Below are 13,705 nucleotides of genomic sequence, written 5' to 3'. Positions count from 1 at the left end.
CGCCGAGGCTAGGCCGCGGGTGGGACGGTTCAGCCGCGGCGGCGGGACCGGGCGGCCCACACCGCGTACGCCGGGTCGCGGTCGAGGTTGTGCCGGTCCCGGTCGTAGCGGCGGGTGGTGCGCGGGTCGGCGTGGCCCATGGCGTCCTGCACGTCTTCGAGGGGGACGCCCTCGGAGCGGGCGGTGGTGGCGAACGCGTGTCGCAGCGAGTGCGGGGACAGCCGCGCCCAGGCGGGGATGCCTGCGGCGCGGGCGAGTCGGCGGACCATCCGGAACACCGAGTGCCGGTCGAGCCGCGCTCCGCTGGCGGTGACCAGCAGGGGTCCGGTCAGGTGTGTCACCGGCACGCCGGTGGTGGCGGCCCGCTGCGTCAGGTACGCGTCCACCGCGTACGCGGTGCCTGGCGTGAGGGCGCGGCGGCGCTGCTTGCCGCCCTTGCCGATGAAGCGCACGCTGCGGTGCCCGCGTTCGGTGCCGAGGTCGGTCAGGTCCAGCGAGACCAGCTCCCCGACCCGCAGGCCCAGATCGGCAAGCAGCGCGATCGCCGCCCGGTTGCGGGCCGCCGTCGGGCCGGTCTCCGCGTCGGCGGCGGTGAGCAGCGCGTCGACCTCCTCCGGGGTGAGCCCGACGGTGGCGGAGTGGTCCCGGTCGACGCGGGGCCGGTCCGCGCCGGAGACCGGGTTGGCCGGTACGCCGCCGAGTTTGACGAGGAAGTCGTACCAGCTGGACAGCGCCGACAGGCGGCGTGCCACGGTCGCCGGGGTCAACGGTCGGCCGCTGCGGGCGACGAGAGTGGACTCCAGCGTGCGGGCGTACTCGTTGATGTGCAGGAAGGTGGCCCGCAGCGGATCCAGGTCGTGCCCGGCGCACCAGCCGAGCCACGCGGTGACGTCACGTCGGTAGGCGTCGCGGGTGTGCTCGGACAGCCGGCGGTTGCGAAGCCACGCCTCGGTGACGTCGACCGGCCCGGTCGGCAGGGCCGGTCGGGCGGTGGGGCGGGCGAGCACGGGAGCGTCGGAGGACACCATGTGAAAAAGGTTCTCAGAGGCGGATGGGATTGCCACGCAGGCACGCCGACGACGGCCGGCGCGGCGGCGCGGACGGTGTCGGCTACGGTCGCACGGTGCGTGCCAGCCGGCTGGTCTCCCTGCTGCTGCTCCTGCAGGCCCGGGGGCGGATGACCGCCGCCGAACTGGCCGACGCCCTGGAGGTGTCGGTTCGCACCGTGTATCGCGACGTGGAGTCGTTGGGTGCCGCCGGTGTGCCGGTGTACGCCGAGCGCGGCCCGGCCGGCGGCTACCGCCTGCTCGACGGCTACCGCACCCGGCTCACCGGCCTGACCGCCGGTGAGGCCGAGGCGTTGTTCCTGGTCGGAGTGCCCGGCCCGGCCGCCGAGCTGGGCCTGGGCTCGGTGCTGGCCACTGCGGAGCTGAAGCTGCGTGCCGCCCTGCCGGCGGACCTCGCCGACCCCGGCGGCAGGATCCGGCAGCGGTTCCACCTGGACGCGCCGAGCTGGTTCCGCGAGCCCGAGCCGACACCGCACCTGGCCGCGCTGGCCACGTCGGTGTGGGAGGACCGTCGGGTCCGGGTGCGGTACCGGCGGTGGCAGGCGCCCCGGGAGGTGACCCGGACCCTCGACCCGCTCGGCGTGGTGCTCAAGGCCGGCCGCTGGTATCTGGTCGCCGCCGCGTCCGGGCAGGTGCGCACCTACCGGGTGGGCGCGATCCTGGAGCTCACCGTGCTGGACGAGCCCGCTGAACGGCCGGCCGGCTTCGACCTGGCGGCCTGCTGGCAGGAGCACGCCGAACGCTACGAGCGGGGCGTCTATCGCGCCGAGGCCCGGGTGCGGATGACCGTGGCGGCGCTGGCGCAGACGACGCACCTGTTCCCACCGGCGATGAGCCGCGCGGCGCAGGACCACGCCGGTGCCCCGGACGCGGACGGCTGGGTCACGACGACAGTGCCGATCGAGTCGGTCCGACACGGCCGCGTCGAAATGCTCAAGCTCGGCGCGCAGGTGGAGGTGCTCGCCCCGCCCGAGTTGCGGGAACTGCTCGCCGGCACCGCCCACGCGCTCGCCGCCCTCTACCCACCGCCCGGCGACGCGCCCGCACGAGACCAGAAGCCCGACGGGCCCGCACGAGAGCCGGGGCCCGACGCGCCGGCACGAGAGTCGACGCCGGGCGACGCGGAAGACGGGGAGTCGGAGTCTGGCGACGCGCCGACGGCCGGCACCTCGGCACGGGTGCCGGCCGTCGAGGCCGTCGCGGTCAGGCGTTGATCTGTCGGCGTGCGTCGCCGTTGGCGGTGATGGTCACCCGGCGGGGCTTGGCGCGCTCGGCGACGGGGATGCGCAGCGTCAGCACCCCGTTCTCGTAGCCGGCCTCCAGCTTGTCGGTGTCCAGGGTGTCGCCCAGGAACAGCCGCCGGGTGAAGGTACCCATCGGGCGTTCGGCGGCGACCAGCTCGACACCGTCGCCGGTGGGCCGGCGCCGCTCGGCGCGGACGGTGAGCACGTTGCGCTCCACCGTGCAGTCGATGGTGTCCGGGTCGACGCCCGGCAGGTCGAACGCCGCGTAGAAGTGGTCCCCGTCGCGGTAGGCGTCCAGGTGCATCATCGCGGGACGGGCTGCCGTACCGAAGAACTGCTCGGCGAGCCGGTCGATCTCGCGGAACGGGTCGGTACGCATCAACATCGCTGTGCCTCCTCGGTTCTCCTGGCCGAAGGTGATGAGTTGAGTCGTAGTGACTCAACTTCCTGCTTCTTATTTACCGCGCCCGGCGGCGGCCGTCAACTCCTGCGGCCCAGCCGTTTCTCGAACCAGTGCTCGGCGTACCTGCCGTGCGAGTAGGCGGGGATCTCGGCGTAGCCGTGTCGGGCGTACAGGGCGCGGGCCTCGACCAGGTCGGAGCGGGTGTCGAGCCGGATCCGGTCCGCCCCGACCGCCCGCGCCCGCTGCTCGACGGCGGCCAGCAGCGCGGCGCCTCCACCGGCGCCCCGGTGCGCGGGCCGCAGGAACACGCGGGTCAGCTCGGCCCACCCCGGACGCCATCGCAGCCCGGCACAACCGGCCAGGTCCGCGTCGCGGTGCGCGAGCAACAGCAGACCACCGGGGTACGCCAGGTCGTCGCTGGGCATCTCGGCCAGCGCCGCGTCGACCTCGCCGGGTCGGGCCGGGCGGCGGTGGTAGCGCACCACCATCTCGGTCATGTACTCGCGCAGCAGGACTGTCGCGTCCGGATGGTCGGGACGGACGGTGGAGGTCACCCAGGCGGGCCGCAGGGTCGTGGTCACCCGTCGATCGTCACTGCCCGGTCAACGGATTTTCGGCCTCCGTCAGCTGGTAGACACCCTGCTCACGGGTGAGCAACCGCTCGTCCACCAGGTAGCGGCGCAGGGTGGCGTGGTCCGAGGCGCCGGCGGCGCACCACGGTGTGAGCGCATCGTCGACGGCCCGCTCCGGATAGCGCGTGCCTGGCTCGAACGACTGCCGCGCGACGTGTGCGAGCAGCACCCGCCGCCGCCCGAGCTGGGCCGGCATGCCCGTCAGGACGCCGCCGCGCAGGAACGTGCGCAGCACCGGATCGTCGGCCGGAGCGTCGTCGTCGGCCGGGCGGCTGTCGCGCGCCGCCGCCCGCAGCGACGCCTCGTCGACCGCGAGCGCGCCGTCAGCGCCGGTGACGAGACCCGCGTCGGCGAGCCGCCGGAGCCCGGTGAGCACGACCCGCGCCGCCAAGCCGGAGCGCTGCACGACCTCGGCCACGCTTGCCGATCCCAACGCGACCGCCGCGAAGACCCGTCGCCGTCCGTCGTCGGCCAGGGCCCCGGCCAGAGCGTGCGCGATCATGCCGGTCACCCTCCCATCGGCGTACGAGGGCCGCCAGGCGATTTTCGGAGTACGCGCCCAGGCCCGCCGTCGCCGGCCTCCTGGTCCGCACCCCGAAGTTGACCAAGACCGGGTCAGCGATCAGCTGGGGAATTGATCCTGGCGAGAGGTCCACCGCGACGAAGTGAACGCCGCAGGCGCCGCACGGCCTGCGTGGCAGCGGTGGAGGCGGGAAGTCGACTGAAGCGTCGAATTCGACGGCAGGAGTGTCCGTGCGGGCGAAGGCCCGCACACGGATATGGCGGGAGTTGTTCATGGTTCCGGCGATTCCAAGCTCTCGGCAGGAGGCACTGGGGGCCTCCCGGATCCAGTGACGGATAGCCGGCGTCTCGGCGCGGAGGGCAGAGGGGGAGGTGACTCGAACCCGTCCTCATCGCGCACGTGCGCCACTGGTCACTGATCCATGCGCGTCAGCATGGTCGACCCCTGACTGGCGGGCAACGGATTTCCGGGCGGCCCCGCCGTCGGGGGGCGCGACGTACCGCCACCGGTTGCTCGGCGACGTACCGCCAGCCGGCTACGGCGCGTCGGCCGGCTGTTCGGCGACGAGCAGCACCCGGCGCAGCAGGTCCGACAGCAGCCGCCGCTCCTTCGGCGTCAACGCGCCGAGCAGTCGCTGCTCCTCGGCGCCCTGGCTCTCCATCGCCGCGCGCCACGCGTCCATGCCCTCGTCGGTGAGTTCCACGTCCACGCGACGACGGTCGACCGTGGACGGGATGCGGCGCACGAAGCCCCGCCGCAGCAGGGTGTCGACGCGCGCGGTGATCGAGGCCGGGGCCACCGTCAGGTCCGCGGCCAGGTCGGAGGGCGCCGCGCGACCGCGCCGGCCGGCGAGGGCGTGCAGGGTCTCGTACTCGTGCCGGGGCAGGTCGAAGTCGGCGAGGACCCGTTCCTTGACCGCGCGCAGGTGCCGGGTCAGGCGGATCATCCGGACCACCGCGCCCTCGATGTCCCTGTCGAGGTCGGGCACCACAGGGAGCCAGCGCTCGATGTGCTGGTCGACGACATCTTCGGTGGCGGTCACGACGCCAGCCTAGCTCAGCACCGAAATATTCATTGCCGAAAGGTTCGGTGTCTAAGTACATTGCGGGTATGGCTCATCCCCTGCGCACCCGCCCCTTCCGGCTGCTGTTCCTCGGCCGCACCGTCTCGGCCGTCGGGGACGCGGTGGTGCCCGCCGCCCTGGCCCTGGCCGTGCTGCGGGCCACCGGCTCGACCGCAGCGTTGGCAGTCGTCCTCGCCGCGGCGATGGTGCCCCGGTTGCTCCTGCTGCCCCTCGGCGGTGTCGTCGCCGACCGGTTCGCCGCCCGCCGCGTCGCCCTGCTGGCGGACCTCGTCCGCTGCGCGACCCAACTCGCCGTCGGCGTCGAGTTGCTCGGCGGCGACCCGGCGTTGAGCACCGTCGTGGTGGCCTCCGCGCTCGGCGGCACCGCGTCGGCGTTCGCCATCCCCACCGCGTCTCCCCTGGTCGCCGGCACCGTCGCGCCGGCCGAACGGCAACGCGCCAACGCCCTGATGGGAGTCACCGCCAACGCCAGTCGACTGCTCGGCCCGGCGTTGGCCGGCGCGCTGATCTGGGCCGCCGGCCCCGGCTGGGCGTTCGTGATCGACAGCGCGTCGTTCGCGCTCAGCGCCGCCCTGCTCGCGCTGGTCCGGGTCCGACACGTGCCAGTGCCCCGCCGCAGCGTCCTCGCCGACCTGCGGCACGGCTTCGGCGAGGTGCGCGCCCGCGACTGGTTCTGGACGAGCCTGCTCGGGCACGGCGTGTGGAACGGCGCCGCCGCCGTGCTGATGACCCTCGGCCCGGCCGTCGCCATTCACCGCCTGGGCGGGGAGGCGACGTGGGTGCTGCTGTTGCAGGCTGGCGCAATCGGCATGCTCACCGGCTCACTGCTGGCCGGGCGGGTCCGGCTCCGCCGGCCGGTGCTGCTGGCCAACCTCGGGCTCGCCACCTACGCCGTGCCGCTGTTCCTGCTCGCCGTCGCCGCGCCCGCCCCGGCCGTGATCGTCACGTACGCCGTGGCGCTGACCGCCCTGGGCTACCTCAACCCGGTCTGGGAGACAGTCGTGCAGCACCACTTCGCACCGGAGGTCCTGGCCCGGGTCACCTCGTACGACTGGCTGGTGTCGCTGGCCGCGATGCCGCTGGGCTACGCGCTGGCGCCGCTGGCCGCCGACGCGTTCGGCGCTCCCGTACCCCTGGCGGTCGCCGGCCTGCTGGTCCTGGCCTCCTGCGCCGGCACCGCGCTCGTGCCCGGCGTACGACGGCTCACCTGGCCGACCGCCCCGCAACCGCAACCGGCCGAACCGGCCGGCGTGCGCTGACCAGGTCGGGCGATGTGGACGGTCAGCGGGCGTCGCGTGCCAGGGCGAGGAAGCGGCGCCACGACTGCGGGTTGAACGTGAGCGTCGCGCCGTCGCGATCCTTCGAGTCCCGCACGAGGACCACGCCCGGGAGATTGTCGGCGACCTCGACGCAGTCGCCGCCGTTGCCGCCGCTCTTCGTGCTCGTGCGCCACTGCGCCCCGGTCAGGTCCATGATGCCGCCGCTTCTCTGAGAAGGTCCAGGGAACGCCCCCGGGGCAGCGCCTCGCCGCGAATGCGCTCCCACCGCCGCTCCAGGCTAACAAGCTCCGATGTCTGGTCGAGGATCTGCGCCTGCGCGGCGCTGTCGACGTGCGCGACCCGCGAACCGTCCGGCAGGTCGGCGATGGTGAACGGCCCGTCGAGCCCGGGATAGCTGGGCGCGTCCGCCGGGACGATCTGGAGCTGGACGGTGTCGGTCTCGACGTACCCGAGCAGGTGCGTGAGCTGCGCCGCCATCAACGCGCGGTCGTCGCCGACGCGACGGCGCAGCACCCCCTCGTCCAGCACGGCGATGAGCAGCGGCCCGTCGCCGTCGCGGTCGAGAATCGACTGCCGGCTGATCCGCGCCCCGGTGAACTCGTCGACCGCGTCCGGCGTCAGGACCCCGCCGGCCAGGGTCGCCCGGGCGTACGCCTCGGTCTGGAGTAGACCCGGCACCCACGCCAACTGGAACGACCGCAGCGTCAGCGCCTCGCGTTCGAGGTCGACCCAGGGTCGGAACCACACCGGTTCGCGGCGCCGGAGGGCATCCGGCCACAGCGCGTCGGCGTCGCGGGCCAGCAGCTCCGCGACTGTCGTGCGGTGCCGGCTCTGGGGAACGTGGCCCGGGTTCGCCCACCGGGCGACGGTCTTCGGGTGCACGCCGATCCGATCGGCGAGGCTCTCGGCCGTGTGGCCCGCTTCGGCGAGCGCTGCGACAAACGCGTGATTCATGCCGTCCCTTCCCCGGGGCAAATGGGCTGCGCCAAGGAGATTACGTAACGCTGTGTGCTTGTCCAGCGACTCCCGGGAAAGTGGGGTATCGACGGCGCGGCCGGCAGGGACCCGAACCCGGCGGACGCGTTCGTGGCGGGGCCGCTTGCGCGACCGCAAGCGGCCCCGCGTCCAGCAGCCGACCAGGAGGAAGACCGTGGCACACACCGAAGGAACGGCCCGGAGGCCGACGCACTCCCCGTTGCGGCCGTCGTGGCGCTGCCCGGTCTGCGGCATCCTGTGGCCGTGCTCGACCGCGAAGCTGCGCCTGCTCGGCGAATACCGCGAGGATCGCCCGGGTCTGTTGACCCACCTGACGACGGTGCAGCAGGAGGCCGAGGCCGACCTGACCGCGCTCAACCCCGGCGTGGCGCTACCCGACCTGACGCCGCGTTTCGTCGGCTGGGCGCAGGCCCGCTGAGCGGAGACTGGGCGGCGCCAACCATGGACGACCTGGCCATGTCGGCGACCTCACGGAGTGATCGCAGGAGGCCCGTCGGTGCGCAGGCGCGCGTGCTGATGCATGTCGTGCCAGCCGTCGGCGTGCCGCACCGACCCGCGCGCCACTCCCTCCACGGGGAAGCCGGCACGCGTGGCGACCCGGCACGACGCCACGTTGGCCGTCGAGTGGTGCAGGGCCAGCCGGTGCAACCCGGCCCGGGTGAAGCTCCACCGGGTCAGCGCCCCGAGCGCCTCGGTCGCGATCCCACGACCACGGGCGGCGGGCAGCAGCCAGTACGACACCTGCGCCGACCCCTCGGTCAGCAGCACGTCCCGCAACCCCGTCTGACCGACCGGCCGGTCGTCGTCCCCCACGATCGCCCAGCTCACGGCGGTCTCGGCGCTCCAGCGGGCCGCCCACTGCGCCGTCCAGGCCCGCGCCTCGTCGTCGCTGTCGAGACGACGGGCGTGCCACCGCTGGATCACCGGACAGTCGAAGGCGGCGCGTACGGCAGGGGCGTCGTCGTCGCGCCACGGCCGCAGCGCCAGCCCGGGGCGTACCGGAAGGTGGGGTTGCTCCTGGGCGGCGAGGCGCCCGGCGGGCACGGCGGGCGTGACGAGCAGCGGCATCGGTCCATTATCGAGCGGACGGCCTCATTCTCCGGTCGGCCCACCCGCCAGCTCGGCCACCACGTCGAGGTGCCCCAGGTGGCGGGCGTACTCCTGCACCAGGTGCAACAGCACCCGTTCCAGGGACGCCGGGTCGGCGCCGTTCCAGCGCGGGCCCGGTGTGCCGATCTCCGCGAGGTCGTGCGCCGAGACCACCGCGCTGGTGCGCGCGCTCTGGGCACGCAGCGCCGCCACCAGGTCGGCGAGGGTCTCGTCGGGGGCGACGTACCACCTGTCGTCCCGACGGTCACCCCACGGCTCGGCGACGTCCCGGCCCTCGAAGCCCCACTCGATCCAGCGCAGCTCGACGTGGCGCAGGTGCGTGAGCAGCTCCAACGGGGTCCACCCGGACGGCAGACGGCTGTGCCGCAGCTCCGGCGCCGCCAGCGCCGACACCTTGGCCACCACTGACTCCCGGAAATAGTCCAGGTAACGCAGGAAGACCTCGGTGCGGCTGCCGGCGACGCCGGTGGGCTCGGGGAAGGGGATCACGGCCCGGTCGGCAGGTCGCGGCCACGCTGACGCACACCCGCGCCGCCGTACGGGTAGTCGCCCACCAGCGGGGCGCTCGCCTCGTCCAGCAGCCGCATCTGCTCCGCGTCCAGGACCAGGTCGGCGGCGGTCAGGTTGTCGTCGAGCTGCTCGGTGGTCCGCGCGCCGAGGATCACCGAGGTGACCGCCGGTCGGGCCGCCAGCCAGGCCAGCGACACCGCCGACATGGAGGCGCCGTGTTCCCCGGCGACCTGGCGGACCGCGTCGAGCACCCGCCAGGTGCGCTCCTGCGCGTTGCGACCCGCGTACGCCTCGACGCCGCGCTGCGGGTTCTCGCCGAGCCGGGTGGCGCCGGTGGGCGTGCTGTCGCGCTGGTACTTGCCGGTCAGCCAGCCGCCGCCCAGCGGCGACCACGGCAGGATGCCGATGCCCTCGTTCTCGCAGACCGGCACCAGCTCGAACTCGATCTCCCGGGCCAGCAGGTTGTACTGCGGCTGGAGGGTCACGATCGGGGTGAGGTTGAGGTGCTGGGTGAGCAGGGCGGCCTTCTGCAACTGCCAACCGGTGAAGTTGCTGACCCCCGCGTAGCGGATCTTGCCGGCGCGGACCGCGTCGTCGAAGAAGCGCAGCGTCTCCGGCAGCGGGGTCAGCGGATCCCACGCGTGCGCCTGGTAGAGGTCGACGGCTTCGACCCCGAGCCGCCGGAGGCTGGCGTCCAGGGCGCGGGTGAGGTGCACGCGGGACAGGCCGGCGTCGTTCGCCCCGGGGCCCATCGGGAACCGGCCCTTCGTGGCGATGACGAGGCGGTCGCGCAGGTCGGGGCGGGAACGCAGCCACCGACCGACGATCTCCTCGGAGACGCCCGTGGAGTAGACGTCGGCGGTGTCGAGGAAGGTGCCGCCGGCCTCGACGAACCGGTCGAGCTGGGCGAAGCTGCCCTCCTCGTCGGTCTCCGCGCCGAAGGTCATCGTGCCCAGACACAGGGTCGACACCACCGTGCCGGTGGCGCCCAGAGTGCGGTATCGCATGTCGTCCTCTCGGTCCGAGTTACGAAGCTGATCTTCGCACCTGGTCAGAACACCTGCACCCGCAGGCGCGGGGGCACCCACGCGGCGGCTTCGCGGGCGATGATGAGTCGGTGAGCGAGCCCGCCATCGACACCGATCGACCACACCGGCCGGCGCGGTCGTCCGCGCCGGCCGAGCTGCCGCAGCCCGGTCCCCGTGCGCTCGGCCCGTGGCTGGTCGCCGCCGCCACCAGCGTGACGCTGCTGCTGCTCGCCGGCCGCTACGGCTATCACCGCGACGAGCTGTATTTCCTGCTCTGCGGCCGGCACCTGGCCTGGGGCTACGTCGACCAGGGCCCACTCGTCCCGGCGCTGGCCCGGCTGCTGGACACGATCGCGCCGGGCAACCTGGTGGTGCTGCGTACGCCGTCGGCGCTGCTGGCCGGCGTCGCCGTCCTGCTGGTCGCCGCCATCGCCCGCGAGCTGGGCGGTGGCCGGGGCGGGCAGAGCTTCGCCGCGGTGCTGGCCGCGCTGTCCGGCATCGTGCTCGCCGGCGCCCACCTGCTCAGCACCACCACCGTCGACCTGCTGGTCTGGCTCGCCGTGGTGTGGTGCGCGGTGCGGCTGCTGCGCACCGGGGACAGCAGGTGGGCGCTCCCGCTCGGGCTGGTGCTCGGCGTGGGCATGCTCAACAAGCTGCTGCCCGCGTTGCTGGCCGTGGGCCTTGTCGCCGGGGTGGTGATCGCGGGGCCACGTCGGCTGCTGCTCGACAGGTGGGTGCTCGCCGCCGCCGGGATCGCCGCGCTGCTGGCCGCGCCGAACCTGATCTGGCAGGCCGCGCACGGCTTCCCGCAGCTCGGTGTGGCGGCCTCCATCTCCGGCGGCGACAGCTCCTACAGCAGTCGCCTCGACGCGCTCACCCTCCAGTTCGCCATCATCAGCCCGTACGCCGTGCCGATCTGGATCGCCGGCCTCGTCGCGCTGCTGCGCCGGCCGGCGTGGCGGGCGTACCGCGCGGTGGGTTGGGCCTGGGTGGTTGTTGTCGGCCTCGTCCTGGTCGCCGGCGGCAAGGGTTACTACGACGCGCCTCTGCTGCTGGTGCTCACCGCCGCGGGCGCGGTGGTGACCGCCGCCTGGGCGTCGCGTGGCGCGGCGTGGCTGCGTCGCGGGGTGCTCGCGGTGGGCGCGGTGCCGTTCCTGCTGCCCACAGTCGTGCTGTTGCTGCCGGTGCTGCCGGCCGACCGGCTGCCCAGCTTCGTGGTCGACGTCAACTACGACGCCGGCGAGACCATCGGCTGGCCGGAGTTCGCCGACTCGGTGGCCGCCGTCCACCGTGGCCTGCCGCCGCAGGAACGCTCGCGGGCGGTCATCCTCACCGGCAACTACGGAGAGGCCGGGGCGATCGCCCGGTACGGGCCGGCCCGTGGGCTCCCCCGGGCCTACTCCGGGCACAACAGCATGGTGGATTTCGGCCAGCCACCCGCCGACGCGGACGTGGCGATCGTCGTCGGCTGGGAGCGCCCCGATGCGCTGAACGCCTGGTTCACCGAGTGCACGCCCGCCGGGCGCGTGGATCAGCGGGTCGAGGTGGACAACGACGAGAACGGCGGCCCGATCTTCGTGTGTCGGGGGTTGCGGCGGCCGTGGGCGCAGATCTGGGACACCGAGGTACGCCACACCGGCTGAGCGCGGTCAGCCGGCGCTGTCGCCGGTGAGCCAGGCGCTGACGCCGGCCAGGGCCTCGGGGCCGGAGTCGACGCCCACGTCGCGGGCGAGGTCGGCGATCGTGATCCCGGCCAGGGCCGCGCGCCACGCCTCCTCCGCCGTCGCCATGGCGCGGGCGATGGGACACGCGCGGGTGCAGGCGTCGGGTGGGGTGGCCAGCGGGCCGCGCTGGCGGATCTCGGTGCAGACGAAGGCGGGGCCGGGCCCGTCGACGGCGTGGACCACGTCGAGCAGGCTGATGCTCTCCGGAGCGCGGGTCAACGCGTAGCCGCCCGCCTTGCCCTGCACCGAGTGGATGAGCCCGGCGCGGGCCAGCGACTGGAGCTGTTTGGCCAGGTAGCTGCCGGAGACGTCGTGCAGCTCCGCGAGCCGGGCCGCCGGGACGGGCCTGCTGCTGGCCGTGAGCACGACGCAGCAGTGCAGCGCCCACTCCACCCCGCCGGACATCTTCATCGCCTCACCCTAGCCACCCCGTTACTCGGACTTGTCGTGTCCGAGTATAGTTCTCGGACATAGGAAGTCCGAGTTACGTGCCGCCAGTGGCACGGCGGACAAAACAGACAGGGATGGTGGAACGGACATGAAGATCGCCGTGATGGGCGGGACGGGCCTCATCGGGTCCCAGGTCGTCCGGATCCTGCAGGCGGCCGGGCACGACGCGGTGCCGCACTCGCAGTCGACCGGAGTCGACCTCCTCACCGGGCAGGGCCTGCCCGAGGCGCTCAAGGACGCCGACGTCGTCGTCAACCTGACCAACTCGCCGACCTTCGACGACGCGTCCCCCGCCTTCTTCCAGACGACAATGGACAACCTGCTGACCGCCGCCGAGCGCGCCGGCGTCGGCCACGCCGTGATCCTGTCCATCGTCGGCGTCGACCAGGTGCCCGACCTGGCCTACTACCGCGCGAAGGTGCTCCAGGAGGACATCCTCAAGGCCAGCAAGGTGCCGTACTCGATCGTCCGCGCCACCCAGTTCTTCGAGTTCGTCGACGCGGTCATCTCCTGGACCTCCGACGAGAACGGCGTCCGCCTGCCCAGCACCCCCGTGCAGCCGATGGCCGCGGCCGACGTGGCCCAGGCCGTCGCCGACGTCAGCGTGGGCGCCCCCCTGCGCGGTGTGCGCAACGTCGCCGGCCCCGACGTGTTCGCACTCGACGAACTGGGCCGGATCACCCTCGCCGCACACGGTGACCAGCGCACCGTCACCACCGACGACAGCGCCGGCATGTTCGCGGCCGCCCCCGGCGACGTGCTGATCGCCAAGGAGGGCGCGGTACTCGCGCCGACGTCCTACCGGGAGTGGCTGGCACGCTGACTTTCCCCAGGCGGTGTTCCGGCGTACGCCCCCCGCGCCGGAACACCGCACCCCCCGTGCGGCGCTGTCCACTGTGCCCCGCCTCGCGCCGAAGGCCGCCTCCCGCGGTTCACCTCTTCGGGCGGACCGGCCCGGGATGCTGGACGCTCAGGTGCGAACGGGGCGACCGGCGCGCTCCGGCCCGGCGCCGGGACAGTGAGCGGATCAGGCCCGCGTGCACCCGCTGCTCGTCACGGGTGCTGAGCCCGAGCTGATTGTGCAGCAGGTGGACCAGGTCGAACGTCATCCTGCCGTCGTATCCCGGTGCGCGGCGGCACGCCTCCAGCAGGTGTGACCAGCAGGTCAGCGGGTGGCGTTCGGTCTTGAGCGCGGTGGCGATCCGCTGCCAGCGGACGCTCGGCAGGGCGGCCGCGGCGTCGGACGGGACGTGCTCGTTGTCGCCCCGCAGGGCGGGGCAGGTGTGCACGGCCGCCACCATCGCCAGGTCCACGGCGGCGCCGAGGCGGGCCTGCCGCCCCGGGGTCATCCCGATCAGGTCGACAGCCACGTCGACCAGCCGTGGATCGCGCGCTGGCGGAGCGGCGAGGTGCGGCACGTGCACGGGGCCCTCCGCCCCGACCGCCGCACAGAGCCCGGCCAGTCGGGCCGCCAGCAGGCGCGGCGTGCTGCCGAGCAGGTGCAGACAGACCACCCGTGGCGACTGGCGGGTGAACGACCAGGCGGACAGCTCGCCGACAGCCTGAAGGCCGTGCAGCAGTGGACTGATGCCCTGGGTGAGGAACGCGTCGGCCACCGCCGCCCGCGGCGGCAATAGACACTGAAATGCGTGCC

At 73.6% G+C, this 13,705-nt stretch carries 17 protein-coding genes; 5 read left to right on the top strand and 12 right to left on the bottom strand.

Going from position 1 to position 13,705, the window contains the following annotated elements; translation table 11 throughout:
* Nucleotides 1-29 precede the first annotated feature (29 nt).
* Nucleotides 30-1,028, bottom strand: coding sequence for a tyrosine-type recombinase/integrase (locus AB0B97_RS04255; protein ID WP_357490487.1), 999 nt, complete (start codon nucleotides 1,026-1,028; stop codon nucleotides 30-32).
* 23 nt (nucleotides 1,029-1,051) lie between these two features.
* Between AB0B97_RS04255 and AB0B97_RS04250 the strand changes: the two genes are divergently transcribed.
* Nucleotides 1,052-2,281, top strand: a complete 1,230-nt coding sequence (locus AB0B97_RS04250) for a WYL domain-containing protein (protein WP_357490485.1) — start codon at nucleotides 1,052-1,054, stop codon at nucleotides 2,279-2,281.
* On the opposite strand, the gene AB0B97_RS04245 is transcribed toward AB0B97_RS04250, so the two are convergent.
* The 4 genes from AB0B97_RS04245 to AB0B97_RS04230 all read right to left on the bottom strand — a co-directional run bounded on the left by AB0B97_RS04245 (nucleotide 2,271) and on the right by AB0B97_RS04230 (nucleotide 4,911).
* Nucleotides 2,271-2,696: an Hsp20/alpha crystallin family protein gene (locus tag AB0B97_RS04245; RefSeq protein ID WP_234585291.1), complete on the bottom strand. Its 426-nt coding sequence runs from the start codon at nucleotides 2,694-2,696 to the stop codon at nucleotides 2,271-2,273. The two genes, AB0B97_RS04250 and AB0B97_RS04245, sit on opposite strands and share 11 nt — an antisense overlap.
* 95 nt (nucleotides 2,697-2,791) lie before the next feature.
* The gene (locus AB0B97_RS04240; RefSeq protein ID WP_357490483.1) at nucleotides 2,792-3,295 is read right to left on the bottom strand and encodes a GNAT family N-acetyltransferase; all 504 of its coding nucleotides are present in this window, start codon (nucleotides 3,293-3,295) and stop codon (nucleotides 2,792-2,794) included.
* Between the two features lie 10 nt (nucleotides 3,296-3,305).
* Nucleotides 3,306-3,848 carry a DUF2087 domain-containing protein gene (locus AB0B97_RS04235; RefSeq protein WP_357490481.1) on the bottom strand — a complete coding sequence of 181 codons (543 nt, stop codon included), beginning with the start codon at nucleotides 3,846-3,848 and terminating at the stop codon, nucleotides 3,306-3,308.
* A 556-nt stretch (nucleotides 3,849-4,404) separates the two neighbouring features.
* Complete coding sequence (locus AB0B97_RS04230; protein ID WP_357490479.1) at nucleotides 4,405-4,911, bottom strand: MarR family transcriptional regulator; 507 nt, start codon at nucleotides 4,909-4,911, stop codon at nucleotides 4,405-4,407.
* A gap of 68 nt (nucleotides 4,912-4,979) precedes the next feature.
* Between AB0B97_RS04230 and AB0B97_RS04225 the strand changes: the two genes are divergently transcribed.
* Nucleotides 4,980-6,212, top strand: a complete 1,233-nt coding sequence (locus tag AB0B97_RS04225; protein WP_357490477.1) for an MFS transporter — start codon at nucleotides 4,980-4,982, stop codon at nucleotides 6,210-6,212.
* Between the two features lie 22 nt (nucleotides 6,213-6,234).
* Here AB0B97_RS04225 and AB0B97_RS04220 read toward each other — a convergent pair whose 3' ends face one another.
* Both AB0B97_RS04220 and AB0B97_RS04215 read right to left on the bottom strand, forming a co-directional pair.
* Nucleotides 6,235-6,426, bottom strand: a complete 192-nt coding sequence (locus AB0B97_RS04220) for a DUF397 domain-containing protein (RefSeq protein ID WP_357490476.1) — start codon at nucleotides 6,424-6,426, stop codon at nucleotides 6,235-6,237.
* Nucleotides 6,417-7,187 (bottom strand): Scr1 family TA system antitoxin-like transcriptional regulator, encoded by a 771-nt coding sequence (locus tag AB0B97_RS04215; protein ID WP_357490474.1) that lies wholly within the window; start codon nucleotides 7,185-7,187, stop codon nucleotides 6,417-6,419. The genes AB0B97_RS04220 and AB0B97_RS04215 overlap by 10 nt, the downstream gene beginning before the upstream one ends.
* A 196-nt stretch (nucleotides 7,188-7,383) precedes the next feature.
* Between AB0B97_RS04215 and AB0B97_RS04210 the strand changes: the two genes are divergently transcribed.
* The gene (locus tag AB0B97_RS04210) at nucleotides 7,384-7,647 is read left to right on the top strand and encodes a flavin reductase (RefSeq protein WP_357490472.1); all 264 of its coding nucleotides are present in this window, start codon (nucleotides 7,384-7,386) and stop codon (nucleotides 7,645-7,647) included.
* Between the two features lie 50 nt (nucleotides 7,648-7,697).
* Here AB0B97_RS04210 and AB0B97_RS04205 read toward each other — a convergent pair whose 3' ends face one another.
* From AB0B97_RS04205 to AB0B97_RS04195, 3 genes are read right to left on the bottom strand one after another with little or no spacing between them, the layout of a single operon-like run.
* Complete coding sequence (locus AB0B97_RS04205; RefSeq protein WP_357490471.1) at nucleotides 7,698-8,297, bottom strand: GNAT family N-acetyltransferase; 600 nt, start codon at nucleotides 8,295-8,297, stop codon at nucleotides 7,698-7,700.
* 24 nt (nucleotides 8,298-8,321) lie between these two features.
* Nucleotides 8,322-8,828 carry a DUF664 domain-containing protein gene (locus AB0B97_RS04200; protein WP_357490469.1) on the bottom strand — a complete coding sequence of 169 codons (507 nt, stop codon included), beginning with the start codon at nucleotides 8,826-8,828 and terminating at the stop codon, nucleotides 8,322-8,324.
* Entirely contained in the window at nucleotides 8,825-9,856 is a 1,032-nt protein-coding gene (locus AB0B97_RS04195; protein WP_357490468.1) for an aldo/keto reductase, read from the bottom strand. Before AB0B97_RS04195 ends, AB0B97_RS04200 begins: the two co-directional genes overlap by 4 nt.
* A gap of 110 nt (nucleotides 9,857-9,966) precedes the next feature.
* Here AB0B97_RS04195 and AB0B97_RS04190 point away from each other — a divergent pair, with 110 nt between their 5' ends.
* Nucleotides 9,967-11,520, top strand: a complete 1,554-nt coding sequence (locus tag AB0B97_RS04190; protein WP_357490466.1) for a glycosyltransferase family 39 protein — start codon at nucleotides 9,967-9,969, stop codon at nucleotides 11,518-11,520.
* A 6-nt stretch (nucleotides 11,521-11,526) separates the two neighbouring features.
* Here the strand turns inward: AB0B97_RS04190 and AB0B97_RS04185 are convergent, their stop codons facing one another.
* Nucleotides 11,527-12,012 carry an Rrf2 family transcriptional regulator gene (locus AB0B97_RS04185; RefSeq protein WP_357490465.1) on the bottom strand — a complete coding sequence of 162 codons (486 nt, stop codon included), beginning with the start codon at nucleotides 12,010-12,012 and terminating at the stop codon, nucleotides 11,527-11,529.
* 127 nt (nucleotides 12,013-12,139) lie between these two features.
* On the opposite strand from AB0B97_RS04185, the gene AB0B97_RS04180 reads away from it, so the two are divergent.
* On the top strand, nucleotides 12,140-12,874 hold the full coding sequence (locus AB0B97_RS04180) for an NAD(P)H-binding protein (RefSeq protein ID WP_357490463.1): 735 nt from the start codon (nucleotides 12,140-12,142) through the stop codon (nucleotides 12,872-12,874).
* Between the two features lie 109 nt (nucleotides 12,875-12,983).
* Here AB0B97_RS04180 and AB0B97_RS04175 read toward each other — a convergent pair whose 3' ends face one another.
* Nucleotides 12,984-13,667, bottom strand: a complete 684-nt coding sequence (locus AB0B97_RS04175) for a hypothetical protein (RefSeq protein ID WP_357490462.1) — start codon at nucleotides 13,665-13,667, stop codon at nucleotides 12,984-12,986.
* Nucleotides 13,668-13,705: the final 38 nt, after the last annotated feature.

Source organism: Micromonospora sp. NPDC049004, from assembly GCF_040649315.1.
In the GTDB taxonomy this organism is placed as follows: domain Bacteria; phylum Actinomycetota; class Actinomycetes; order Mycobacteriales; family Micromonosporaceae; genus Micromonospora.
This window is presented reverse-complemented; position numbering and strand designations above follow the sequence as displayed.